This is a genomic window from Stieleria neptunia (assembly GCF_007754155.1).
Taxonomy (GTDB): Bacteria; Planctomycetota; Planctomycetia; order Pirellulales; family Pirellulaceae; genus Stieleria; species Stieleria neptunia.
Window position 1 is genome coordinate 4982831 of record NZ_CP037423.1, and the last position, 25386, is coordinate 5008216.

At 60.2% G+C, this 25386-nt stretch carries 14 protein-coding genes and 1 tRNA gene; 11 read left to right on the forward strand and 4 right to left on the reverse strand.

What is annotated here, in order from left to right; all coding sequences use genetic code 11:
* Positions 1 to 150: 150 nt before the first annotated feature.
* The gene (leuC, locus tag Enr13x_RS17280; RefSeq protein WP_145388102.1) at positions 151 to 1575 is read left to right on the forward strand and encodes a 3-isopropylmalate dehydratase large subunit; all 1425 of its coding nucleotides are present in this window, start codon (positions 151 to 153) and stop codon (positions 1573 to 1575) included.
* Between the two features lie 114 nt (positions 1576 to 1689).
* Positions 1690 to 2283, forward strand: coding sequence for a 3-isopropylmalate dehydratase small subunit (gene leuD / locus Enr13x_RS17285; RefSeq protein WP_145388104.1), 594 nt, complete (start codon positions 1690 to 1692; stop codon positions 2281 to 2283).
* A 166-nt stretch (positions 2284 to 2449) separates the two neighbouring features.
* Here leuD and rarD read toward each other — a convergent pair whose 3' ends face one another.
* A complete protein-coding gene (gene rarD, locus Enr13x_RS17290; protein WP_145388106.1) occupies positions 2450 to 3331 on the reverse strand; it encodes an EamA family transporter RarD in 882 nt (293 codons plus the stop codon).
* A 376-nt stretch (positions 3332 to 3707) separates the two neighbouring features.
* Here rarD and Enr13x_RS17295 point away from each other — a divergent pair, with 376 nt between their 5' ends.
* The 6 genes from Enr13x_RS17295 (at position 3708) to bshB1 (ending at position 17228) form a co-directional block, all read left to right on the forward strand.
* Positions 3708 to 4616 carry a DUF58 domain-containing protein gene (locus tag Enr13x_RS17295; protein WP_145388108.1) on the forward strand — a complete coding sequence of 303 codons (909 nt, stop codon included), beginning with the start codon at positions 3708 to 3710 and terminating at the stop codon, positions 4614 to 4616.
* Entirely contained in the window at positions 4613 to 6880 is a 2268-nt protein-coding gene (locus tag Enr13x_RS17300) for a BatA domain-containing protein (protein WP_145388110.1), read from the forward strand. The genes Enr13x_RS17295 and Enr13x_RS17300 overlap by 4 nt, the downstream gene beginning before the upstream one ends.
* Complete coding sequence (locus tag Enr13x_RS17305) at positions 6880 to 9318, forward strand: hypothetical protein (protein ID WP_231744351.1); 2439 nt, start codon at positions 6880 to 6882, stop codon at positions 9316 to 9318. The genes Enr13x_RS17300 and Enr13x_RS17305 overlap by 1 nt, the downstream gene beginning before the upstream one ends.
* Before the next feature lie 16 nt (positions 9319 to 9334).
* The gene (locus Enr13x_RS17310) at positions 9335 to 15196 is read left to right on the forward strand and encodes a hypothetical protein (protein WP_145388114.1); all 5862 of its coding nucleotides are present in this window, start codon (positions 9335 to 9337) and stop codon (positions 15194 to 15196) included.
* A 92-nt stretch (positions 15197 to 15288) separates the two neighbouring features.
* Positions 15289 to 16494 (forward strand): prenyltransferase/squalene oxidase repeat-containing protein, encoded by a 1206-nt coding sequence (locus tag Enr13x_RS17315; protein ID WP_145388116.1) that lies wholly within the window; start codon positions 15289 to 15291, stop codon positions 16492 to 16494.
* A complete protein-coding gene (gene bshB1, locus Enr13x_RS17320; protein ID WP_145388118.1) occupies positions 16491 to 17228 on the forward strand; it encodes a bacillithiol biosynthesis deacetylase BshB1 in 738 nt (245 codons plus the stop codon). The genes Enr13x_RS17315 and bshB1 overlap by 4 nt, the downstream gene beginning before the upstream one ends.
* A gap of 607 nt (positions 17229 to 17835) precedes the next feature.
* Here the strand turns inward: bshB1 and Enr13x_RS17325 are convergent.
* Positions 17836 to 18180, reverse strand: coding sequence for a hypothetical protein (locus tag Enr13x_RS17325; RefSeq protein WP_145388120.1), 345 nt, complete (start codon positions 18178 to 18180; stop codon positions 17836 to 17838).
* Positions 18181 to 18504: 324 nt separating this feature from the next.
* Between Enr13x_RS17325 and Enr13x_RS17330 the strand changes: the two genes are divergently transcribed.
* Both Enr13x_RS17330 and Enr13x_RS17335 read left to right on the forward strand, forming a co-directional pair.
* Positions 18505 to 18591: transfer RNA gene (locus Enr13x_RS17330), tRNA-Ser, on the forward strand.
* A gap of 399 nt (positions 18592 to 18990) precedes the next feature.
* Entirely contained in the window at positions 18991 to 20598 is a 1608-nt protein-coding gene (locus tag Enr13x_RS17335) for a hypothetical protein (protein WP_145388121.1), read from the forward strand.
* 79 nt (positions 20599 to 20677) lie between these two features.
* Here Enr13x_RS17335 and Enr13x_RS17340 read toward each other — a convergent pair whose 3' ends face one another.
* Together Enr13x_RS17340 and Enr13x_RS17345 are read right to left on the reverse strand one after the other, a co-directional pair.
* Positions 20678 to 21718 carry a methyltransferase gene (locus Enr13x_RS17340; protein ID WP_145388123.1) on the reverse strand — a complete coding sequence of 347 codons (1041 nt, stop codon included), beginning with the start codon at positions 21716 to 21718 and terminating at the stop codon, positions 20678 to 20680.
* Positions 21719 to 21853: 135 nt separating this feature from the next.
* Positions 21854 to 23626 carry a TlpA family protein disulfide reductase gene (locus Enr13x_RS17345; protein WP_145388125.1) on the reverse strand — a complete coding sequence of 591 codons (1773 nt, stop codon included), beginning with the start codon at positions 23624 to 23626 and terminating at the stop codon, positions 21854 to 21856.
* A gap of 175 nt (positions 23627 to 23801) precedes the next feature.
* On the opposite strand from Enr13x_RS17345, the gene Enr13x_RS17350 reads away from it, so the two are divergent.
* Positions 23802 to 25292, forward strand: coding sequence for a sulfatase family protein (locus Enr13x_RS17350; RefSeq protein WP_145388127.1), 1491 nt, complete (start codon positions 23802 to 23804; stop codon positions 25290 to 25292).
* The last annotated feature ends 94 nt before the right edge of the window (positions 25293 to 25386 follow it).

A 25386-nucleotide genomic window follows, 5' to 3' on the forward strand; every position in this document is an offset into this window, starting at 1 on the left:
GCTTCCAGCTTGCGAAAGTTTTGCCGCTGCCCCGTCCCGCCCGGCCCCCCCGAACATCTCCCCCGCCGGATCGCTCATTGACAATTCAGAGCTTTCCGTCGACAGTTATAGCTTCGATTTCAGCATTCCTACGCTTCCCCCACCCCACTTATGACCGATGCCGACACGTCCGCCCCGCGGACCTTGCTAGACAAAATCTGGGACCAACACGTCGTCCACCAACCGGAATCCGGACCGGCGATTTTGTACATCGATCTGCACCTGGTTCACGAGGTCACCAGCCCCCAGGCCTTTGAAGGGCTGCGGATCAACGGGCGTCCGGTGCGTCGGCCGGAGCGCACGCTCGCCACGCCGGACCACAACGTCCCGACTAGCGACCGATCCTTGCCCATCGCCGACCCGATCAGCCGCAAACAGATCGAAACCCTGCGCAACAACTGCGCCGAATTCGGCGTCCAGCTGTTCGACATCGGCGACGTCCGCCAAGGCATCGTCCACGTCATTGGCCCCGAAAACGGCTACACCCAACCGGGCATGACGATCGTCTGTGGCGACAGCCACACCGCGACCCACGGTGCCTTCGGCGCCCTCGCCTTCGGGATCGGAACCAGCGAAGTCGAGCACGTCTTGGCGACGCAGACGTTGCTGCAATTCAAACCGAAAACGTTTGAATTACGCGTCGACGGCGAATTGCCCAAGGGCGTGACCGCCAAGGACATGATCCTGTACTTGATCGGCAAGATCGGGACCGCCGGCGGCACCGGTTACGTGCTGGAATACACCGGCGACTGTGTTCGAAATCTGACGATGGAAGAACGCATGACCGTCTGCAACATGTCGATCGAAGCGGGGGCACGGGCCGGGATGATCGCGCCCGATCAAACCACCTTCGACTACTTGAAAGGGTTGCCCGAATCACCGACCGATTTCGACGCCGCCGTCGCCCGTTGGAACCAATTTTCCACCGACGCCGGAGCGGCCTATGACAAGTCGCTGCATTTCAACGGTGCCGACATCCAGCCCCAGGTCACTTGGGGGACAAACCCCGGCCAGGTGATCAGCGTCAAAGACAAGACACCCGATCCGGCCGACTTTTCCGATCCGACCGATCAGAAAACGACCCGCGACGCGCTCAGCTACATGGGGCTGGGCGCCAGCACGGCGATGGAAGACGTTGCGATCGACCGCGTCTTCATCGGTTCCTGCACCAACGCCCGCATCGAAGACCTGCGGGCGGCCGCCGAGGTGATCAAGGGCTACCACGTCAGCGACAAAGTCAACGCGATGGTGGTCCCGGGCAGCGGCAAAGTCAAAGTGCATGCCGAACGCGAAGGCCTGGACAAGATCTTCCGCGAAGCCGGATTCGATTGGCGCGAAGCCGGTTGCAGCATGTGTCTGGCCATGAACCCCGACAAACTGGCGCCGGGCGAACGCTGTGCCAGTACCAGCAATCGAAACTTCGAAGGCCGTCAAGGCAAAGGCGGACGAACGCACCTGGTCAGCCCCGCGATGGCCGCCGCCGCCGCCATCCAAGGCCACTTCGTCGACATCCGCCAGTGGGACTACAAGTCCTAAGCGACCTCAGTGGGATAGGCTTCCAGCCTGTCAATCCCGAGTGAGACAGGCTTCCAGCCTGTCCCACGGTCAAACCCCGAAGCGACCAGAACAAAACCCCACCTTCAATCAACCATGCAAAGCTTTACCAAACACACCGGCATCGTCGCGACGATGGATCGTGCCAACGTGGACACCGATCAGATCATCCCCAAGCAGTTTCTTAAACGGATCGAACGAACCGGATTCGGCCAGTTTCTGTTTTACGACTGGCGTTTCCTGGAAGACGGCGAAACGCCCAACCCGGAATTCGAGCTGAACCAACCGGCCGTCGAAGGCGCATCGATCTTGGTCGCCCGCCGCAATTTCGGCAGCGGTTCCAGCCGCGAGCACGCGGTCTGGGCACTCGACGATTATGGGTTTCGCAGCGTGATCGCCCCTTCGTTCGCCGACATTTTCTTCAACAACTGTTTCAAAAACGGCGTGCTGCCGATCACCTTGGCCGAGTCCGACATCGACCATCTGTTCGAAACCGCGAAAGCCAAGGGCACCTACGAATTGACCGTCGACTTGGAGAATCAAGTCGTCAAAGACGCCGACGGTTGGGAGCGGCCCTTCGAAGTCGACGCCAGCCGACGCGACAAGATGCTGCAAGGGCTGGACGATATCGGACAAACGCTGAAGTTCGAAGACAAAATCTCCCAGTACGAAACCGCACGGACCTGGTAACCGGGTCGACAACGACCGACAGAGACCGCGTAGGGCATGCTGTGCATGCCAAGGGGCGTAGGGCATGCTGTGCATGCCGACAGGCGTAGGGCATGCTGTGCATGCCAAGGGGCGTCAGGCACAGCCTGACCTACGTCGAGAAACCTCTCCCGCCGTTCCCTCGACATTACCGCCGCGTCGCCAAAAACACGGCGACGCCGCTCCAAACGAACGTGAACCCGACCAGCGTGTACGTCGACATCGGTTCGCCAAAATAAAACGCGCCGACCATGAACTGCAACGTCGGCCCGATGAACTGCAGCACGCCGATCAACGTCAACGGAATGCGTTGGGCGGCGGCGGAGAAAAACGCCAGCGGGACAAGCGTTAAAAATCCGCCGATGATCAACATCCAGTCCAGCATCGGGTCACCGCGACCGAAGTCGCCGGCGCCGCCTTGGTACAACAACGCCAGATAGACCAGCGTCGGCGACAACAGCACGAGCGTTTCCAAGAACAAACCGTTCATCGGATCCAGCCGGGCCTTCTTTTTGACCAACGCGTATCCCGCGAACGAACCGGCCATCAGCAACGAAACCCACGGGAATTGGCCCGCGGCGACGGTCATCACCGAAACGCCGACCCCGGCCAAACCCACCGCGCCCCAACGCGAAACCGACAACCGCTCGCCCAGCACGACGACGCCCAGCAATACGTTGAACAGTGGGCTGATGTAATAGCCCAACGCCGAAAGCAGCACTTGCTCATTGGTCACCGCGTACAGGAACGCCCCCCAATTGAGCGCGATCAGAAACGCTGCCGCGGAGTAAATCGCCCAGGTTTGTCGCCGGCGAAGCGATTCCAGCAACGCCACCCGGACGATGCGGCTGCTGAGCCGGAATCGGACCACGGCGATCAGCATCGAAAACACAAACGCCCAGACAATTCGGTGGCTGACCAACTCCAGCGCCGACGTCCCCCGCAGCAGATTCCAGAAGATCGGGAACAGGCCCCAAATCACGTTGGCGGCAACGGCGCAGAAAAATCCCAGACGGGTCGATGCGGACATGCGGTGTTTTTGAAAACCTTGGCAAACGCCGTAGAATGCCCAACCAGACGCCCGGTGGACTTGCTGCAATTCGAAATCAACCGATCACCCCTGCAAGCCTGAGCGAATCCGGCCGATATTCCGTGAATACCAGCCGAATCGAGTGAGCTTACAGATCCTCCTGTCAGAACGGCAACGCGTTCGAAGCATCCCCGCCACCACGCCATCGGCCATCGGCCATCGGCCATCCCGTTCGTCGTCGACTGGAATCCCAATCGCCCGCGGGAGAACATTCGTCGATCCCAATGAATCAACGAGCCGTGAGAGGGTATAATCCAGTCCAATTCCCTCAAAATCGATCCCCACCGAATCTCAGCCCACCGAAACCGAGCCCCCCATGCGGATTTTGGATTTTGTCAAACCGAAGGACCTGTCACGGGTCGCGCGACTGCAAATCCTGGCGCGGGAGATCGTCGAAGGCTACTGCAGTGGACGACACCGTTCACCCCACAAAGGGTTCAGTGTCGAATTCAAGGAGCACCGACAATACGTCCAAGGCGACGAGCTGAAGAATATCGATTGGAAGGTCTTCGGCAAGAGCGATCGTTTGTACATTCGCCAGTACGAAGAGGAAACGAACCTAAGGTGCCACTTACTGGTCGACCAGAGTGGATCGATGGCGTACAAGGGCACCCGCAGCGTCGACGGTTTGACCAAGCACGAATACGCCACCCGCCTCGCCGCCGCCTTCGCCTACTTCATGCTCGGCCAGCAGGACCCGGTCGCGCTGGTGACGTTCGACAATGACCTGCGGCAACAGGTTCCGCTGCGAAGCCGTCCCTCGCACCTGCAACCGATCCTGTCGGCGCTGGTGGCGGATCAATCACGACGCGACACGGACCTGGGCGGCGTGTTCCGAAAAATCGTCCCCAAAGTCGGACGCCGGGGATTGATCGTGATCATTTCCGATTCGATGGGCGACGCCGAATCGATTTCACGATCATTGGCACAGTTCCGGGCCAACAAGCACGAAATCATTTTCTTTCAAATCTTGGATCCCGATGAAGTGGAGTTTCCGTTTTCGGGCCGGATTCAGTTCCGCGATTTGGAAAGCGTCCTCGACGAACAGACGGTGGATGCCGCGTCGATTCGTGATGCCTATCAGGACCGACTGACTGAGCACAACGAAGCCATGCGCGAAGCCAGTCGACGGAGCCGCGTCGATCTGATTCCGATCACCACGGACCAACCCTTCGTCGACGTCTTGCATGAGTACGTTGCGGCAAGGAGACGCGTGGTCCGATGAGTCTTCTGAACGCAGCGTTGGCGTTTGGCGCGTTCGCTTTCACGATCCCGCTGATCATCCATTTGTTCTTCCGCAGCCGGTTCAAAACCGTGGACTGGGGCGCGATGTACTTGCTCGAAAGCGTGGTGCGTGTCAATCGCCGTCGCATGCAGGTGACCAATCTGCTGTTGTTGTTGTTGCGATGTGCGATCCCCGTGCTGCTGGCTTTCTGTCTGGCACGTCCCGTTTGGACGGGGCTTCGCGCCCTCGCCGGCGATGCCCCGAAAACACTGGTCATCGCGATCGATGATTCGCGCAGCCTGTCGTTGACGCCGCCGGGTGAACCGGCGCGTATTGAAGTCGCCAAGCAAGAAATTCGAGCCGTGCTGGCGGAACTGACGCGACGCGACGAAGTGATGTTGGTGCGTGGCTCACGCCTGGGCGCCGTCCCGTCCAAGATGGGCGTTTCCGACGCGCTGGCCACCCTGCGTAAAATCGATGCCCAAGGCAACGCCGTCTCGATCGGTCAATTGATCGATGCGGCCATCGCGGCGGCCGACGAGGGCTCACATCCCCGACGCCAGATTCTGGTCGTGTCCGATTTTCAAGCCGCCGCCGTTGACACCGCGACTCTGGAAGCCGCCCGTCGGATCGCGGAGACGAACAAGATCGAAGCGGAAACCGACGGCGGCGATCAACTGGTCATCGACATGCTGGATGTGGGCACCCACTGGGACGATCTGGCCAATGTTTCGGTCGATGCGGTGACCATCGATTCGCCGGTGATCGTCAGCGAGCGTTCGGGGGTTTACACGGCGACACTACGCAATGCTTCCGACCTGCCCGCCAACGACTTGCGACTGATCTGGTCGATCGACGGAAAACCGCTCGAACCGCGAGTGGTTTCGATCGACGCGAAATCAACGTCGACGAATCGGCTGACGCACACGATCGACCAGGCCGGAATCCATGAAGTCGCCGCGACGATCGATCGTGGCGACGTTCTGGTCGACGACAATTCGCGTAGCGTGGCCGTCGAAGTGATCGATGAGGTCAACGTGCTGTTGGTCGACGGCCGGCCCAGCAACGAATCGCTCGGCGGGCAAGCCGACTTTTTGGCCATCGCGCTCAGCCCCTTTGCCTTCGGCGGTGATGATCGCCCCGATCCCGTCCGCGCCGCCGTGGTCACGCCCAAAAGGTTACAATCCGCACTCGATGAAAACCAGACGCGCGTCATTGTGCTCTGCGGCGTCGGACAGCTTCCCGATTCCGCCAAACAACGGATCGCGACCTTTGTCGACCAGGGCGGGGCGTTGGTCGTGTTCGACGGACCGAGTCTGCGCCCGGAGCTTTACAACCAGACTTGGCGAAACCAAGACACCGCGCTGTCGTTCCCCGCCTCACTCGGCGACATCGTGGGGCAACCCGACGTCGACAGCAGTGCCTCCCAAGAAACGTTTGCGATCGATCAACCCACCTCGCTGTACCAGCCCTGGAAGATTTTGGCTCGGGGAAGTGACAATCCCCTGTCCGCCGTCAACGTGTCGGCCTATCGTGCGCTGACGATCGACGCGGCCGATGAAAGCGAATCCACCGGTCGGATTGTCTTGCTGCGAACCACCGACGGAGCCCCGTTGGCGGTGATGGATACCGTCGGCGACGGGACGGTCGTGCAGTTTGCGATCTCGGGAAATGCCGCCTGGACCAACCTGCCGCTGCGCCCCGTCTTCCTGCCGCTGATTCAGCAACTGGTCCTGGACCTGGCCGGCAAACGCAGCGATGCCATGATCCAAGTCGGTCAGCCGATCGTGATCGGCCCGAACCAATGGCCGGCCATGAAGTCGGAACCGGGCACCCGAACCCGCACGCGTTTCGCCGCACGGACGCCGCGAGGACAATTCGAACTGGAGACGCCCGACGCGGGCGATCCCGTGCGTTTGACGGCGACCTATGCCCCCGGCGTCTACAGGATTCAAAAACGAGTGACCGATCTTGCCGATCCGGAGAACTCGGAAATCATGGAAACCCTGCGGATCGCGACGGTCGACGCGTCGGAATCGATGTTGGTCGACGTCAGCCAAGAGCGTCAACAAACGTTGGCGAACATCTTGAACGCCAAGATTTTCGAGAGCGCCGCGTTGCTGCAAGACGCCGACCGCTCGCGTTCCTTCGGACGCGAAATCTGGCGGGTGATCCTGGTGCTGCTGTTGATCGCGTTGGTTGCGGAACTGTGGTTGCAGCAAAATCTGGTCGCCCGCCGGAAGATCACCGGAGGCACACCGTGATGGTTTCTTTCCTCGCATCGATTCGCTTCGCCGGTGACCTGCCGGCTTGGTCGGTCGCGATCCTGGCGCTGCTGGCGGTCGTCGGTGTCGTCTTGCTCTATGCCCGAGAAACGCGATCGATCCGAGCCCCCTATCCATACTTGCTGCCGGCGCTGCGCGGCACCGCCGTCGCGCTCGTCGTGTTCATCTTGGCCGGACCAGTTTGGCACCGTCGCCAGGTCATCGGAACCCTCGGACGGGTCGTGTTCGCGGTCGATACGTCGCGCAGCATGTCGCTGACCGACAGCCAATCGGAGACCACAGCCGACAATCGTTTGCAACGCGCCACGGCATCGCTGCTCGGGAACGCGACCGAGCCGGGTTGGCTGGAACAGATCCAGAAAACCCATGCGATCGATGTCATCGCCTTCAGCAATAGCGATCCCGTCTCGATCTGGTCCTCCGATGACGAAGCCGAACTGCCGACGGCCTTGGATTGGGCGGCCGACGGGCCCGCCACCAATCTTTCGCGGCCGCTTCAATCGATCCTTTCGACGATCAACTTGGACGCCGCAACCGGTGATTCTTCAGCCGGTGATTCTTCAGCCGGTGATTCTTCAGCCAGTGATTCTTCAGCCAGTGATTCCGCCGCCGGGTCGTCCGACGATACGATCGACTCGGTCCGCCGCGCCGCGATCGTGTTGATGACCGACGGGCGTGACACCGACACGGCGAAGCGATTGGAACGGTCCCCCCCCTCGGTCGCCAAGCAACTCGCCGGCGGTGGAACCTCGGTCAACACGCTCGGGTTCGGTTCAGTCGACGAACCACCCGATGTCGGGATTGTCGAAGTCATCCGCCCGGAAACCGTCGCCGCCGAAGGCAAGTTGGCCGGCCAAGTGATCGTCAAACAGTTCGGTCGGCAAGGCGAACCGGTGTTGGTGCGGATTGAATCCGACGGAGAATCCGTTTGGCAAAAATCGATCAGCATCTCGAACACGGGACAACAGTCCGTTCCGTTCGAAATCGACGTCGGCCAGATCGTTCAAACGCTTCGTTCACGATCACCGCGCGGCATCCATCGAACCAACGAAGTCTTGCGTCTGGTCGCGATCGTCGAATCGAACGGCCCCGATTATTCGGCGGACAATAACGTGTCGCACTTCCGCGTCGCGGCGTCGACACGGAATCGTCGTCTGTTGATCGTCGACGGGTCCAGCCGCTGGGAAACCCGTTACCTGAAGAATCTGTTCGTCCGCGACCCCGCTTGGCAGGCCGACGTGGTCTTGTTCGGTCCCGGGACGTCCAGCCCCAAACTGCAACGTGGTAGTGCGCCAGGACAGTTTCCCGCGACCGCAGACGACATGGCACAGTACGATGCGGTACTGTTGGGTGAAATCGACGCCTCGCAATTCACGACCGGCGACCGGGGACTGCTGTCCCGCTTCGTCGCCGGTGGCGGTGGTCTGGTGATCATCGACGGACGATTCGGAAAACTCCGCGCGTTGGCCGCGTCCGAGTTCGGAGAATTGATGCCGGTTCGCTATCGAGGAACCGGAACCACGCCGATGCCCAGCCGTTTGCAGGCGACACCGGCGGGGCTGGAACAACCCGCGCTCGGTTTGATCGATCAAACCGACCAACTGGATTCGTTTTGGCGTTCGCTGCCGGCACCCAAGTGGAGTGCAAACGTCGAATTGAGTGAAGGCGGCGAGGTCTGGGGCGAAACGGTGTCGGACCGCGGCACCCGCACACCATGGCTGGCGACGCGAATGTACGGGGCGGGACGCGTGTTCTATTTCGCCTCCGATCAAACCTGGCGCTGGCGCTACAAAGTTGCCGATCGATTCCATGCCCGGTTCTGGAATCAATTGGTCGTCGCGGCGATGGAACCGCCGTTTTCTGCCAGTGACCAGTACGTGTCCATCGGCACCGACAAGGTGGAATACCGGGGCGGGGAATCGGTGGCGGTCCGCGCCCGCCTACGCGACGTCCGTGGCAATCCGGTCGCCGATGCCACCGTCGATGCGTTGGTCATGCGTGACGGCAACAAGATCGCGACGGTGCCATTGAGTGTCGATAATCCCAACCGCGGCACCTATGCCGGTCAGGTGCCGCCGCTACCCGGCGGTGAATACTCGATCCGAATTCGTGCCAGCGGGTTTGATGAATCCGCCCTGCTGGCATCGACGCCGATTTGGGTCACCGAAGACGATCACGCCGAAATGCAACGCATGAGTCTGGATGAAGACGCGTTACGTCAAATCGCATCGGCCGGCGCGGGAACCTACATCCATGAATCCGATGCCGAGCGGATGCTGGAATTACTCAAACCACTCTCCAGCGGCACCGTGATCGAAACCGACACGGTGCTGTGGCAATCGTATCTGTGGTTTTGGTTGATCATCGCGTTGCTGACCATCGAATGGTGGTGTCGCAAACGAGCCGGATTGGTCTAACGGACAGGAATCAGAAATGGCAACGGTAAGTGAACAGTCGAGGGCCCGCACGGGGCTGGATCCGATCACCACGCGCGCGTTGGTCGCCTTCCGTCGACGTCGCGGGATGCTGTTGGTCGCCCGCGCGATCGGTGTCGGGCTGCTGGTTTTCATTTCGCTGGCGCTGGTGCTGGCGACCTTGGACTACCTGTTCTTCTTTAGCGATGCCGTGCGATGGGCGCTCAGCATCGGGATCTACGTGGCAACCGCGGCGGCGATGTGGTTGACGGGGTTCTCGTCGTTTGCCGTCCGCGACGAGTTGGAAATTGCACGACACGTCGAAAGCGTCGCGCCCAACTTGCGCGAAAACCTGGTCGCTGCCGTCGAATTGGCCGATCCCGATTCCACCAACGGGTCGCCCTATTTTCGACGTCTGTTGCAAAGCCGTGTTGCCCGCCGGATCGCGAACATTGACGTGGGCCAGGCGTTGCCGCTGCGATTGGTACGCCGCTGGGTGCTCAGCGGAACCACGGTGGCGTTGTTTTGCGTCGCCATGATGTTCATCCCCTCGGCGCAATTCGGCCGTCGATTTGCCCGTGCCGCACTGCCCGGGTTCGCCATCGAACGGGCCTCTCGCACCAAAGTCACCATCCTGGAACCCTCTCCGATGTCGGGCTACGTCGCCGAGCGGGATGCGGTGGGCGTGATCGTGCGTGTCGAGGGTGCCGAAGCGGACGATGTGATGTTGCATTGGCGCAGTGCCGACGGGACCTCCGGCCAGTCCATCATGACGCCACGGATGGATGCCTCCGCGTTTCGGCCCGGTGCCACTTCAGGTGCCTCCGCCGATCCGGATGCAGCCGATGATGTTGCGATCGATGACGCACCCGGCGGACGATTTGCGGCCAATTTGTCGGTCGGCTCGGTGGCGATTCAGTATCGCATCACGGCCGGTGACGCGATCACACTTTGGCACGAACTGACGCCTTTGCCCCGCCCCCGTGTCGTTCGCTATGAAAAACTCTATCGATTGCCGACGTACGCCAAACTGGATGATCGCACCGCCGACGAAGAACACGGGGATCTGAAAGCGTTACAGGGCACGACGGCCGAGGTCACCGTGACGTTTGACCAACCCGTCGAAAACCCCGTCGTCCGATTCGGTGTCCGCGGTGCACGCAGCGAAATGGAACCCGTCGACGAATCCTCAACCAAATTTCTGACCCGAATCTCCATCAAAACCTCCGGTCAATATCAAGTCGATGCGACCAGCGTCCGCAGCGGATTGGACAACCCGTTCAGCCCGACCAACATGATCACCCCGGTGTTGGACACGCCACCGATCATCCGCTGGTCAAACGACACCATGCCCAGCCAAATGGTGTCGTCATTGGATGTGCTGGAGATGGCCGCTTATGCCGCCGATGATTTGCCGCTGGAACGCGTCATCCAAGAAGTCCGTGTCAATGAAAGGCGATTCGAATCGTATGCGTTGCCGATCGAAGCGGAAAATCGAAAATTGGATCTCAACTGGTCTTGGGACATGCTGCACCGCTTGGGCGAAGACTCGCGAACGCCACAGTTGTCCGCCGGGGACCTTGTCCGAACACGACTCGTCGCCATCGACCGCCGTGGCGCGAGAACCGAATCGCCGCTGATCGAGTTGCTGATCGCCGGCGAGGGCTTTGATGCCGATCGCCACCAGTTTCTGCAACCGTTCGCCCAGCAGGTTGACCGGATCATGAAGTGGTCCCGGCAATCCAAACAACTCGCAGAGAGACTGAAAGAAATTGGCAGCTCGGCTGACTTTGACGCCTTGCCGGAGATCAACACCCAGTGGAAACCGTTGCAGCAGGAATCGGTCGCGTTGGTCAAGAGTCTGACCGAAACGCTGACCGCCACCCAAAACACGGCCAGCGCCTCGATGACCGAATTGGTCGGCAGAGCCATCATCGACGTCGAGACACGTCTAGACGGCCAAATCAAACAAATGCAGTGGCTCTCCGAAAACCAAGCAAACGTCTGGCGCAATGGGCACCAAAAAAATCGCCAAGCCGTCGGTCGCGAGGCAAAACAGACCGCCTACCAATGCGATCGGTTGGGGGAATTTGCCCAGGCCCGGTTTTCGCTGGCCCTGTCCGCCTCGCTGTATTCCGACGTCAGCATGCTGCGAGACAGCGTCAACCGTTTGGTCGACGAAATGCCCCGGCAACGTCTGCCCCGCTACCTGACCCTGGTCGCCGGTCAGTTGGCCGAAATCGATCGGCTGATCACGCAATACGATTCGCTGTTATCCCCACAACATGCACAGCACCTTTCCGGTGACTCCTGGATGCGTTGGTCCCAACGTTGGAATCTTCAAATCGAAACACTTTTGGAAGACCAGGCACGTCGCGATCAAGTCTACGCCGTGCTGAAATCGTTACGCGATGAGGTCAAAGACAAACCCCAACACGTGGTTTATTCTGCGACCCACGACACCGTGTTGCGTTGGGGACGCGATCTCCGCAAAGAAATGGGTTACCTGTCGGATCTGACACGACGATTGTTTGATGCCGGACGAGCGTGGCAAGCGGCGCAGAATGCGACCGAACGCGATCGCACTGCCGACGACGCGATCAAGAGCGGTTTGGCGGTCCAGTGGGGAGAACTCAACTGGCAAACCGAACGAAACCGATTGATGGTGCGTGCGGCGGGCCAAGAGAAACTCAATCGCGCCAAATCCAAGGTCGATTTGAAGTATGCCGCCGATCAAAATCTGTTCGTCCGCGCGATCAAAAACGTGACCGAAAATGGTTACCAAGACTACGAAGACGAACCGGCCGAACGGGTCCTGAACTCCATCGCCGGTGCGATCGCAACGCTGCAGGCGGCCAGCGACATCGCAGCGGCACGCGAAGACTGGCTAGCCATCCGCGAAGGCGAAAACCAAAGCGTTACGGCGCCGCTGCGAAAAATCTACCATCCGGTCTGGTTCAGGTTGCAAGACGTTCGGATCGAATTGGCCGTCCGCTACCTGCGACAATCGCAAATCGACCGGGACACGGTGTTGCGGCCGATCGATGAGACACGCCACAACGAGAATCACACCCAGGCCAACAATCGAATTGATCCCCGACGCTGGAGTATGGATCGCTTCGTCTCGGCCGCCAAATCGCTCGAAGCGCTCGCGCGTGACCTGCAAATCGGTCTCGCCAGTGTCGCCGAAAATCGGGAACAGGCGCGAGCGGTGTTGCGCCGTTACGTCTTGACACTTTCCGAGCAGGCACGTGAAGCCGCCGAAAAAGCAGCACAGGCGAAACAAGAAACCGACCAACGGCCCGACGCCAGCGAAGAATCGGCCGAGGCGGTCCAGCCGAAACAGGAGGAAGCGATCGAGAAAGCGACCGAGACCATCGGGGCACTGATCGATCAAGCCAACACGACCGACATCATCGATGACCAGCAGCGGGAAGTCGCTCGTGACGCCGACGCCGCCGCCGAACTGATCGCCGAAGCGGTCCAGGACACCAAAGACGCTCTCAGAGACGCCGAAGCGGCCCAGTCCGATCAACAACGTGACGAGGCGCTCGAATCGGCCGAACAAAAGCTTGATGAACTCTCCCAGCGTCTCGAACAAACCGCCGATCACTTCGAAAAAATCGAAAACGGCGAAGACATCGCCCAGTCACGAGAACAATTGCGTCAAGCGGAAGCAGAATTGAAAGCCGCCGAAGAACTGGAGCAGCGATACGACAGCGCCAGCGAGATGGCCGATGCCGCCAAACAAGACCCACGCGAACTGTTGCGTCAACTCGAAGAAGAACTTCAACGCAATGAACCGATGCAAAACGCGCTCAGCGAGATCGCCGAGAACATCGTCGGTGAGGTCGCCGAGAACCTGAAGCAGGCTGCCAAAAATGAAGACGCATTGCAACGTCGATTGGAATCCGACGACGACGCCTTCGCCGAACAAAAACGTCAAAAACAGCTGATGCTCGATGAATTTATCGCTCGGGCAAAGACATTGCGTGACAAGACGCTTTCCACCGCATCGAAAGCCGCCGGCTGGGCCAACGATCCGAACACTCGCGATGCGATCGAAGAAACGCGTCAGAAACTCAACGACTCCATCAAGCAAGCCGAACAAATTTCGCGCGGCAAACCCACCCTCAGCGAACTGCAATCGGCAACACGTCAGATGCAACAGGATGTCCAGCAGGCTGCCGAAGCAAGCCGTCAAGCCGCCCAACAGTTGGAACAACAATCCGACACGGATCTGCACGGTGACACAAAGAACCGCAACACCACCGCGGAATCGATGCAGCGTACCGAAAATCAATTGCGCAATGACGAGCTTCGTGCACTCGACCAACAGCGAAAAAAGTGGGCCTCGACGGAAAAAGACGCCGGGCGACGCGTCCGCGAAAACGAACAAAAGAAACGCAGCGCCGAAAACTCGCTCAAACGAACGCAGGACATGCTGAAGAAGGATCCGAACAACGAGTGGCACCAACGAGAAGCGGAAAAACAACAGGACTTGATCGACGAGGCATCCAGGGCGATCGAGCAGTCTCGCCAAACCAATGACCTGGCGACCGCGCGGGGCAAAGAGGCCGTCAAACGCGCCAACGAAATCAATCAAACCAAAGCAAGCCCGCTGGACAAAGCCAACCCGGCCGCACAATTGGGTGAAAAGGTGGCGAGCAATGCCACGGAACGGTTAAAACAACTCGCGCAAGAACTCGGACAACTGGCCGAGGATAGCGACATCGCACCGGAGCTTCGCGCCACGTCCGAATCGGCCGAAAACATCGCCAAGCAGCAAGACTTGGTCGAAGACGATGTGCAAGCCGCTGTCGATGATCTGGCCCGCGCGTCTCGCCACGAAGCCCGCTTGGAAAACGACTCGGCGGCCCAGCAACTCGACCAGGCGTCACAGCAGACCGAACAGCGGGCCGGACAGGCCGCCAAACAAGCGGGCGAAGAACTGGATCAAACCGCCGACGAAAGTCAAAATTCCGCCGCTGCCGCCGAGGCCCTGCAAGAGTCGACGGAAACGATCGCCGCACAAGCCGAAGCCGTCCAGTCGATGCTCGGTCAGTCGCAATCGCCCGAGGACCAGTCCGACCAATCGTCCGGCCAGCCGGGTGATCCGAACAGTCCGGCGCCGCGTCAAACCGCCAGCGCCGATGCGACCCAGTCACCCAGCCAACCGTCCAGCCAAACTCCATCGGGCAACGCACCCGAATCCGGCCAACAGCCTTCCACCGGGCAACAAACCGCACAGTCCGGCCAGCCTTCCGGCAGCCAGCCTTCCGGCGACCAGCCCTCTGCCCGCCAGATGGCTCAAACGCTGGATGAATTGGATCGTTCGCTCGCCGCTCAAGCGTCCCAGTCCGCTCAACAATCGTCCGATTCACAACAGGCATCAGGGCAACCCTCCGAAAGCAACACGGGACAGCCTGAAAGTGGCCAAACCGGGAACGAACCCGGCGGCCAACCGTCCAGTGATCCCAACGCGGACGGTCGCCCCGGATCCGACCAACCGCCGCAAAACGCCGTCGAAGCTTCGCCGACGCTCGCCCAGATGCTGGAAGCTCAAATGCAGCAGGCTGCCCGCGAGCGATTAAAAAGTCTGCAGCAAGCACAAGCCGGCGAGCAACCCGGCGAACCGTCCAACTCCGATGCCTCGTCGCCCAACCCGGTCTCCGAATCGGGCGAAGGCGAGATGCCGGACGGCCCCGACGAGATCGATCTGATCCAAGGTGCGATCGCCGACGGTGATTGGGGCGACCTGCGTCGCCGTGGAGTCGACGACGCCGCACAAGGTCGTTCGATTCAAATCCCGCCCGGCTACTCGCGCGAAATCAAAGCCTATTTCAAAGCGCTCTCCAAACGGGCCGCGGAATCGAAATGACGCACGACAACCCAAACTCCATTGCAGAGGCAAACGAGGGCTCCAACACCCGGAGCGTGCCGCCTACGACGTCACCCTCCTGGCAGTCATTGGTGTCGAGACAACTTCAGTCACCCTCCCTGGCAGGGAGGGTCGAGCGCAGCGAGGGGAGGGTCGTCCGCTCGTCGCTGAGCGATTCAGAGCCACATCGCCCCTCCCCGCGTCGTCGTCAACTCCTCCGTCGCCGCGACTTGTTCGCGATTGCCGGTGCGATAACCGGATGGCTGGCGACGCCGACATGGTCCGAGGAACCACCATCGATTGACAACCTGTACATCGACGACGAACTGGATCAGGCCTGCGACCGCGCGATCGAATTTCTGCTTCGCAACCAACGTTCCACCGGGGCGATCACCGACCGCGGTCACGAACTGGCGCTCACGTCGCTGGCGATCATGGCGCTGGCGGCGATCGGCACCGAACCGGCCGAGCCCACGCGACGCGGACGGGCCATGCGCGCCGCGCTGGACTTCGTGCTCGGACCCGACCACCAAAACGACTCCGGGTACTTCGGCGCCTATGACGGGTCGCGGATGTACGGCCACGGGATCGTCACGTTGATGTTGACCGAAATGCTCGGCATGGGCGCGACGCCCAAACAAAACGAGCTGATTCACGAACGGCTCGAGCGCGCCCTGCGTTTGATTCTCTCCTCCCAAGCGATCCGGAAAGAGCGAAAACTGGAAGGCGGGTGGCGGTACTCGCCCCAATCGCGCGACAGTGACCTGTCCGTTTCGATTTGGCAACTGATGGCCTTGCGATCGGCCAAGAACGACCAGATGAACGTGCCCGGCGAAGCGATTGAAAAAGCCCTCGAGTACCTGCGCAATTCCTTCACCGGACGACGCACCGCATCCGGGGTCGGCGAAGGCGGTTTCAGTTACACGCCGGGCCAATCACGTCCCTCCTTCACGATGACCGCAGCCGGATTGCTGGCGATGCAAGTCTGTGGACAATACGATGCGCCCGAAGTGGCCGCGGCGGCGGACTGGTTGTTCAGCCATCGCCCGAAGACCAACGAACGTTACCTGTTTTACGGACTGTATTACTACGCCCAAGGCATGCACCAGGTCGGCGGCAAGTACGCCGACGAATCCGGTCGCGTGGTCTCGTCGCTGTTGTTGCCACGACAACGGAGCGACGGATCGTGGATGTCGCCCGGTGGCGAAGAACGGAACGTCGGGCTGGTCTACTCCACTTCGCTGGCGCTGCTGTCCCTCTCCGTGCGCTACCATTATTTGCCGATCTATCAACGATGACCGAAATCCATACTGACGGCCCCGAGTCGATCGGTGACGTCCAGCCGCTCGATTTCCTTGTTGTCGCGCCGCATCCTGATGATGCCGAGATCGGGATGGGCGGAACGATCGCCAAAATGATTCGCCAAGGCATGCGGGTCGGAATCCTGGATCTGACCAGCGGGGAACCGACGCCGCACGGCAGCGAGACGATTCGCCGCGCCGAGACGATCCGCGCGACCGAAATCTTGAACGTGACCTGGCGCGGCAACGCGGGGCTGGTCAATCGAGAGCTACAGCACACGCTGGAAGCCCGAAAGCGGATCGCCAGCTACTTTCGGATGCTGCGCCCGCGTTGGGTGTTCGCGCCGTATTTTCACGACGCCCATCCCGACCACGTCGCCGCAACCGAACTGATCGAAGCGGCCCGGTTTTGGTCCAAGCTCAGCAAGACCGACATGCCCGGTGAACGGTTTCATCCCGAACGGACGTTCTATTATTTCTGCATTCATCTGCGTCTAGCCGTCCAACCGAGTTGGATCGTGGACATCAGCGAGACGATGGACCAGAAACTCGACTCGATCCGCGCCTATGAAAGCCAGTTCGTCGTCGGCCGCCCGACCGAACCACCGACGATGCTTGACCGCATCGAAACCGACGGAGCCTACTTCGGCAACCTGATCGCCCGCCGCTACGGAGAACCCTTCGCCACCAAAGAGCCCCTGGCGCTGACGTCCCTGCGAGATGTGTTCTAGGCGAGTGGCGAGTGGTATGAGGTACGAGATTTGCTGACTCTAACGTTTTCTATGTGTTCACTCTCCCCTCGGGAGATCGATCGTATAACAGCAGCGTTTGGCAACCCATTTAGATTCTCTCCCTCTGGGAGAGACGGCGTTTGCGCAGCAAGCAAACGCCAGAGAGGGCCCACGCTGTAAACGTCTTGGCGCCTCCCACTACGATCAAACCCGTCACTTATAGAATCGATATCCCCTGGGAGAGTCGGCCGTTTCAGCGGCCGGAGAGGGTTGCTTGAATTGTTCGGGATACAACTCCGAATTTGATGTTGGACTGGCGATTCACGGTTCGACCTCCCCTCGCTTCGCTCGCCCCTCCTGCCAGGAGGGTGACGTCCTAAACTGCACGTCCGCCATGCGAGAGAGAGCAAATCACTTCACAGCAGAGAGTAAGGAGGGCATACATAGATTCCGTTAATGTCAAGAGATTTGACGGTAATGCCCAGTACCGGAATCGGTGTCACGCCGTAGACGGTGAATCCGAATCGCGAGTAAGTGACCCGTTGTGTGGCGGCGGAAGCCAGCGGACTTGATACCAACAAGACAACTCGTGAAACAGCGAGACCGTCTATTCACCAACACTCGCTTCGCCGGCATTCTCGCGTGCCAGGATGCGTTCGAGCGTCTCGAGGACCTTGTCGTGCCGGTCGGCTTGTTTCTCCCAGCGGTCCAGAAGAGCGCTGTAGCGATCCGCGTTTTCTTTCGACTGCTGCAGTTGACGCGCCGTCTCGTCTTGCTGCGCTCGCGTTTGATCGAGTTGCTTTTGGGATTGCTCCAACTGCTTCTGCGTCTGCTCGGTTTGCCGATCGTAATCGTCAAGTTGCTGTTGGTATGTCGCATCGTAGTCGACACCGGATTGCGGCGTGCAAGAGCAAAGCAGAACGAGCGTCATTGCAATCGGTAGGTATTTCATCTTTCGCTGCTTTCTTTAAGACCGGTTGGAGGCAATTTCTGTTCTTATGATCGTGAAATCTGCCTCCACCCGCAACCCAGTTGGCAGACTGCGAACCCCCGCGAAGAGGCGGGCAGACTGAGCAGGGAATGCATGGCAGAACAACTTGGGGCAGAACGATTGATGCGGAATGTGGGGAATGGAGGCTGGATTTTGGAATTCTTGGCTGGACTTCACGACCGCCGCGTGACGATGTAGACTGCTCGCGATCGCCATCGATGCCCTTCGACGGGTGGGTGGCGAGTGCTTTCGGCCGTGAATGTGGCCGAAGCCAAAACGAAAGCCGGATGGGTGGCCGAGTGGTCGAAGGCTCTAGTCTTGAAAACTAGCGTAGGGGAAACTCTACCGTGGGTTCGAATCCCACCCCATCCGCTTCTCTTGCGGCGATCGACGACGCAAACGGTCGGTCTCTAGTGCTTTGTCAGCTTTCAATTTTCGAGCCTGCGTTTGTCGAGCGGAAAAGGGGTCAGGTACCAAAAACCAAATGGCCCGCAGGGTGCTTCGCATTTTTGGTACCTGACCCCTTTTCCGCGGTACCCTAAGACTAAAAGTTGACGAAGCACCAGTCTGACAACCGCAGTGCGTGACTCCGCGGTCAGTACTCAGTACTCAGCGGCATTGACCGTTTCCCCGTGTCACCCTTCCGGGGATGAACCGCGATTGATTCGCGTCGGACCTGCCCCTCCGGAGTGTTTTTCGAGCTAGGCTCCCTGTGCCCCCGCCACTCGATCGACCTTTTCCGCATGGTTCCGCTGCCGGTGAACGCTTCCGATGAGCTACAACCCGTACAATTCCTCCACGCCGCCTCGTCCGCTTCGTATCATCTTCGGTGCCATGATCGCCATCGGCGGCTTGGTCGGCGGGATGACCGGGGCGGTTCATGAATTTCACAAGGCATCGGTGATGCAGGCCGAGCCGGTCGAAATGGACTGGCACACTCTGGTGACCGAAGGCTACGGGGATAACCCGCACATCCGCCTGGTCGACGTCGCGGTGATCGATCCCTACATCGAATGGGACGCCATGCTGGACGAAGACGACCTGGACGCGATGATGGATGATCCCTTCCGGGCCGGCGATGTCGACACGCTGGGCCTGGGACCGGCAAAAGTCATCCCGCTCGGTGCCAACGAAATGGATGTCGAACCACGCGTGTTCATTGCCGAGGGCGAGCACTATTTGGCGGAGGCGTTTCGCCACGTCGAGGAGACCGGAGCGGTGACCGGGATGGTCAGCACCTACGGCGTCAACCAGATGATCGCCGATTTCATCGCGTTCTGCAGCGGAAACGAAATCAAGGTGCCGGCCGAGGACGTTGGGGTCGTCTACACCATCGTGCCGATCGAGGGGACACCGGACCTGGGGTTGGCCCGAAACCTGTTTCTGACATCCGGTTTTGCGCTGGCATTGGGATTGATTCTGTGCGGCAGCGGCGGACCGGGCATCTGGTGTTGTTGGTACGCACCGCTGCCATCTCTGTTAAGCTTGATCGGTTACCCGATGCGTTACGGCCGCGGCAGTTGGACGACGCGCATCACGTACATCGCGCTCGGTGCATTCCTGATGGGCTACGGTGTTTATCTGTTGGTTGCGATGGGCCATTTCGGCTCGACCGACGGAAACCCGATCTTTCATGCGTTCGGCTTCGCGACGCTGTTCATCGGACTGGCTGGCATCCTTTCGGTGCCGCTGCAAATCACCACCCGAGCGCTCAGCGCGAGCGTCGAAGTGCAGCCCAAAAAGAAGCCCGTTCGGATGTCGTGGAATCAAGCCTGTTCGATGGAACCGGTGATCGAAGAAATCGAGTACGAAGATCCCCCGCTGGTTCCCTCGGGGACCTTACCGCTGAGTGGCGAGCTGAAACAGAAAGCCGAAGCGTTGGCCGAAGCCGGCTTCAATCGCGCCGATCCGCTGCAATGGCAGCGTGAAGCCGGGATCGCGGCGGCAGCGATTCAACTCGGTTGCCAGAACATGGTCGTGACGGACCTGGAATACAACAACGACGCGGACATCGTCGAATGCGGATTGATCAGCGTGCTCGGGACGGGGCTTCCCATCATCACGGTCTCGGCCAATTCGGGTGTCAAACAAAACCGACCTTCGGCGAAATGTCTGTTCCAGCGTTCCTCATCGAGCGACCCGACCGAAATGCTGGCCGAACACTTGGAGGTGGTCGTTCAGGAAGCGGAGCAGCGTGACACGGTGGTCGTGGAGTTCGACGAAAGCGAGACCGAGGATATCGTCCGGTTGGCGCGACGTGTGCTGGCCGAGATCCAGGGAACGATCGATGGCCAAATCGTCAACGTCGGCCCTAAACGCTACGGCCGGTTTCACTATCCGCCGGCGCCCGTACCCGATTTTGTCTCCACGACGGTCTGACCGAGTGGGATAGGCTTCCAGCCTGTCACGGCGAAAACGACAGGCTGGAAGCCTGTCCCACTTCGTTTCCGTTCGTTGCTCAGCGTTTGATCGCGGTGATGAAGCCGCGGTCGGCGATGGTGTCTTGATAGGGTCCGACATCGAATCCGGAATCGGCAAGGATCTCGCCGTATTCGGCAGGGCAATAACACTTGCCGCGCGTGATGTTGACCAACAACACCGAGTACTCCGCGACGGGCAGCGGACCGGATTTGTCATCGTCCAGAAACGCTTCATGGATGATCACGCGGCCTCCCGAAGGCAACGCGGCGGCGGTTTTCTGGATCAGCGTTCGGATCTCCGGAACATCCCAATCGTGCAGCACGTTAGACAGCAAGATGCAATCCGCGACGGCCGGCCAGGGATCGGTAAACATGTTGCCCTGGACGACATCGATTCGATCTTGCAACCCGTGTCGGACGATTTCGTCGCGCGTCAATCGATCGACGGGTGCCTGTTCCAGCACGGTCGCCCGCAAGTGGTCGTGCTTGGCAACCAGGGTCGAGGAGTAGATGCCCGATCCGCCGCCGACATCCAAGATGTGCTTGCAATCGGCGAGAAACGATCCGGTTTTGTCCGCCAGCACTTGTCCCATCGCTGTGCCGCGACAATTCATCAAGTCCGTGAACCCCTTGGCAAACGCTTCGTCCATCATCGAGGCGTGCCAGTCGTTGCCGTCTTCGCTGGCCTGCCAATTGGCCGGGCGGTCGTGTTGCAGCACTTGCAGACACCCCTGGGCGATCGGTGAATCCACGATCGGCGCGTAGTACGGCCCCAAGAACCACGGCGAATGATCGACCAGATGTTCACGCCCCAAGGCGGTTAATTCGTGTCGGTCGGATTCGGTGCGAATCCACCCGCCGGCGCGACAAAGGGTCAGCAGCACATCCAGGGGCCGCCGGGCGAGCGAGAAATGCTGTTGGATCGATTCGGTCGCGACCGATCCCCGCGCGTCGATCCACGTGAACAGGTTCAGCTTGCCGATGGCGACGGCCAGCATCTCCGCCGCGTACTGGCGATCCCGATACCGCAACAGCAAGGCGGGATCGGTCGTGGGGTTTTGTCGAAGGTCGTTTAACATTTCGAATGTCTTTGTGATAGAGGGCAGAATCATAGTGGGCAGAATGATGGGGTAGCCGTCCGATTCGGGCTCCGTGATCTGAGCGGTCAGCACATGATTCTGCCCCGCATGATTCTGCCACTTCAGATCATTCCCTCATTCCGCCTCGGGTGCTTGGTCCGTGGATTGGACGAGTCGCTCAACCGTCGCATCGAGCTGCATCCCGGTGAAATCCAAGGCCGCCACCTTGCCGTCTTGATTGAAGATCGCGACGAAGGGCAACGACACCAAGCCGAACTTGGTGGCGATCGGATTCCCCTGGTCGCCGCTTGCCGAGGAAATGCTTCGAAAGCTGGGGAACCCCAGATCGTTCTGTGCGACGAACTCGCCCAACGGCGCCTGTTCCGAATCGAGGTTCATGCCCACGATGGCGATTTGATCGGGATGACGCGATCGGATTTCGTTGAGCATCGGGATGATTTGCAGCGATGGCGGAATCGTCACGGCCCAAAACGGCATCAACACGACCTTGCCCTTGACGCTGGCCGATGAGATTCCGTTGCCGTCGATCGTTGGCAGGTTGGCCAACGCGTCGAACGAGGTCCCGATCACGTCACGGCGAGCTTCCATCGCCATCCGCGCGGTTGCGATTTCATTGGCCGTGGCGGAGTCGGTTTCGGAAAACCCGTCGGCCAAGATGCGAAACGTTTCTTCGACAAACGCGTCGCGCCGGGCCGCTTCGAGCTGCAACGCCGAGGTCCCCAAGAACTCCACCGTGTTCATCTCGGGAGCTTCTCGAACCAAGTCCGTCACCGTCTCGGTCCATCGCGCCAGGGCCACGTTCTCGTTCTCCAAGATTTCGCCGAGCAGACGTCTGGCGGAATCATACTTGGCGGTTCCGGCGGCATCGGCGGCGACTTGCGCGATCATCTTGTCGGGCGAGTTGCCGTACAGCGCCAAGATCTTTTCGCGAACCTGGGCCGATTCGTCGATCAAGCCGTAATTGGCCAGCACCTGTCTGGCTTCGGCCATCATCAAGACCGCCGGAATGTCGGGCGTGCGACTGGCCTTCATCCCCTGGATCAGCGAGACGATTTCTTGGGCCGCCGACTCGCGGCCTGCCCTCAGCCCGTCGATCGCGAATCCAATCAGCACGATCCGGCTATCGCCCGCGATCGTGGCTTCCGGCGACGACAGGTTTTCTCGCGCCAGTGCTTCGAGTGCCTTGGCGGACCCCAAGTCCCCCATCGCGGAAAGATGCGAGAGGGCCTGGAGCCGCCCCCGCAAGCCCGCGGTGCGTTGCTCGGCGGTGGCATCGGCGTGGTCCTGCAGTCGGACGGAGGCTTGCAGCTTGCTTTTCACCAACTGTTGCATCAGCTGATTGGCTTGATTCGGGTCTTGCAACTGGTTCCGTCCGCGGGCGAGCATCTCCATGTCGCGGTCGGACTCTTCCAGATACGTCATCAATGCGTCGGGGGTCAGGTCGTCGCGAAGCTCACGTTGGGCGGTGCCCGCTTCGGCGGTGCCGATCATCTCGGGAATCCCAGCAGGGATCGTGGTCGATTCGGCTAATTCGAACCCGGGCGGCGAGTTGGCGGGCGAGTCGGGCGGACTGGGGGCGGTTGACCCGCCGGGCGCCGTCCGCCGGCCGGCCAGGTCGTCGCGATCTCCGATCGTCGCCGGCATCGGGGTGGTTTGCTGGGAGAACGAATCGGATCCGACCTCGGGCTCCTCGCCACTGGCCGCCATCTCGGCGGCGCTGCGGATCAAAGCGTCATCGCCCTCGCCCGCCGCGGCGGCTTGCGCATCGGGAGCATCTGGAGAGGGCTCGGAATCGCTTCGAGAGCACCCGGGCATCACGAAGACAGCGGAAAGCAAGACGACAAAAAGAGCGTTGGCTGATTTGCCCGAAAGCAGACGAATACGCATGGAGAGGTTCATGGAAAGGCGGGACAGGACTCTGGTCGCCCAACTATATCGCATTGGCCGACTTTCCACTGCGCCGGAATCATGGCTGCGATCTCCAAACCTGGAGGAGTAGCTGCTAAACTGCACCCCTCCCACATTCAACCTTGATCCCCCATCTCGCCCCAGTTTCATCGCCATGCGACAATTCCTCGCTTGCAGCCTGTTGTGCTTGCTGACGCTCTCTTCCCTGGCGCAAGAACGCCCCAATGTCGTCGTCGTGCTGTGCGATGACATTCGCTGGAACGCGCTCTCCTGCGCCGGCCACCCCCACCTGAAAACGCCGAACATCGATCGCCTGGCCGCCGAGGGCATTTATTTCGAGAACATGTTCTGCACGACCAGTTTGTGCTCTCCCAGTCGCGCCACCATCCTGAGCGGACTTTACGCCCACGCCCACGGGGTCACCAACAACTTCACCGACTACCCTGCCGAGCTGGATAGTTTTCCCCGACGACTGCAGGAGGCCGGCTACCAGACCGCCTACATCGGCAAGTGGCACATGGGTGAAAAGAACGACGAGCCCCGCCCGGGATTCAACTATTTCGTGACCCACAAGGGCCAGGGCAGCTACTTCGATACGGAGTTCAATATCAACGGAACGGGCAGCCGCGTCGTGCCGGGCTACTACACCACCGTGGTGACCGACATGTCGATCGAATGGATCGACAAACATCGCGCCGACAACGCTTCCAAACCGTTCCTTTTGATGATCGGACAAAAGGCACCGCACAGTTTCTATTTCCCCGAACCGAAGTACGAACATGTCTTTGACGATGTCGAAGTCAACTACCCCCACTCGTCCTTCAAGCTGGATGACAAACCCAAATGGATCACCCAGCGACTCTCGACATGGCACGGCATCTACGGGCCGATCTTCGATTGGCGCAAAGAGTTCCCCAACGACAAAGCCAGCGGCGTCGTCGATTTCGCCCGCATGGTCAGGGCCTACTGGGGAACCATCCTGTCGGTCGACGACAGCGTGGGCCGGTTGGTCGATCATCTGAAAGCGGCCGGGCAATTCGACAACACCCTGTTCATCTTCATGGGCGACAACGGCTTGCTCGAAGGCGAACACGGCATGGTCGATAAACGGACCGCCCACGAGGCCAGCGCCCGTGTCCCGATGATCATCCGCTATCCCCGCTGGACCAAAGCGTCCGGGCCGGTGCGGATCAAACAACAGGTCCTGACGACCGATGTCGCACCGACGATCCTGGACGCCGCCGGTGCCACCGCGATGACCGACATTCACGGCAGTTCGATCAAGCCGCTGGTCTCCGGAGACGACAGTGGCTGGCGGACCGAATGGCTGTATCACTACAACTACGAAAAACAATTCCCCTACACGCCCAACGTTCGCTCGGTGCGTGGCGATCGATTCAAGTACATTCGCTATCCACATGGCGACGGTTCCCCCGATCGTCACATGGCCGAGTTGTACGACATGCAGAACGACCCGGCGGAATCAACCAATCTGGTCAACGATCCGGCACACCAATCCACGATCGCCGAGATGGAGCAGCGGCTGTTGCGGGCGATGAAGGCCGTCGGGCTCGACCCGAGCAACGACACCATGCCGTTGGATGCCGGCATCGGAACCGCGCTGCCGGACAAGGCGATTCGTTAGCAGGCCGGCGACTCCAATTTTTGGAGTATCGAAACTCGCGTAGGGCATGCTGTGCATGCCAAGGGACCTCGGCGTAGTGGACCGTCTAGCGGTA

Bases quoted from the DNA above. Each gene is read 5' to 3' on its own strand.
- Enr13x_RS17300 (WP_145388110.1), top strand. From the start codon at position 4,613: ATGAGTCTTCTGAACGCAGCGTTGGCGTTTGGCGCGTTCGCTTTCACG.
- bshB1 (WP_145388118.1), top strand. From the start codon at position 16,491: ATGACCGAAATCCATACTGACGGCCCCGAGTCGATCGGTGACGTCCAG.
- Enr13x_RS17305 (WP_231744351.1), top strand. From the start codon at position 6,880: ATGGTTTCTTTCCTCGCATCGATTCGCTTCGCCGGTGACCTGCCGGCT.
- Enr13x_RS17325 (WP_145388120.1), bottom strand. From the start codon at position 18,180: ATGAAATACCTACCGATTGCAATGACGCTCGTTCTGCTTTGCTCTTGC.
- Enr13x_RS17310 (WP_145388114.1), top strand. From the start codon at position 9,335: ATGGCAACGGTAAGTGAACAGTCGAGGGCCCGCACGGGGCTGGATCCG.
- Enr13x_RS17340 (WP_145388123.1), bottom strand. From the start codon at position 21,718: ATGTTAAACGACCTTCGACAAAACCCCACGACCGATCCCGCCTTGCTG.
- Enr13x_RS17335 (WP_145388121.1), top strand. From the start codon at position 18,991: ATGAGCTACAACCCGTACAATTCCTCCACGCCGCCTCGTCCGCTTCGT.
- Enr13x_RS17350 (WP_145388127.1), top strand. From the start codon at position 23,802: ATGCGACAATTCCTCGCTTGCAGCCTGTTGTGCTTGCTGACGCTCTCT.
- leuD (WP_145388104.1), top strand. From the start codon at position 1,690: ATGCAAAGCTTTACCAAACACACCGGCATCGTCGCGACGATGGATCGT.
- Enr13x_RS17345 (WP_145388125.1), bottom strand. From the start codon at position 23,626: ATGCGTATTCGTCTGCTTTCGGGCAAATCAGCCAACGCTCTTTTTGTC.
- Enr13x_RS17295 (WP_145388108.1), top strand. From the start codon at position 3,708: ATGCGGATTTTGGATTTTGTCAAACCGAAGGACCTGTCACGGGTCGCG.
- leuC (WP_145388102.1), top strand. From the start codon at position 151: ATGACCGATGCCGACACGTCCGCCCCGCGGACCTTGCTAGACAAAATC.
- rarD (WP_145388106.1), bottom strand. From the start codon at position 3,331: ATGTCCGCATCGACCCGTCTGGGATTTTTCTGCGCCGTTGCCGCCAAC.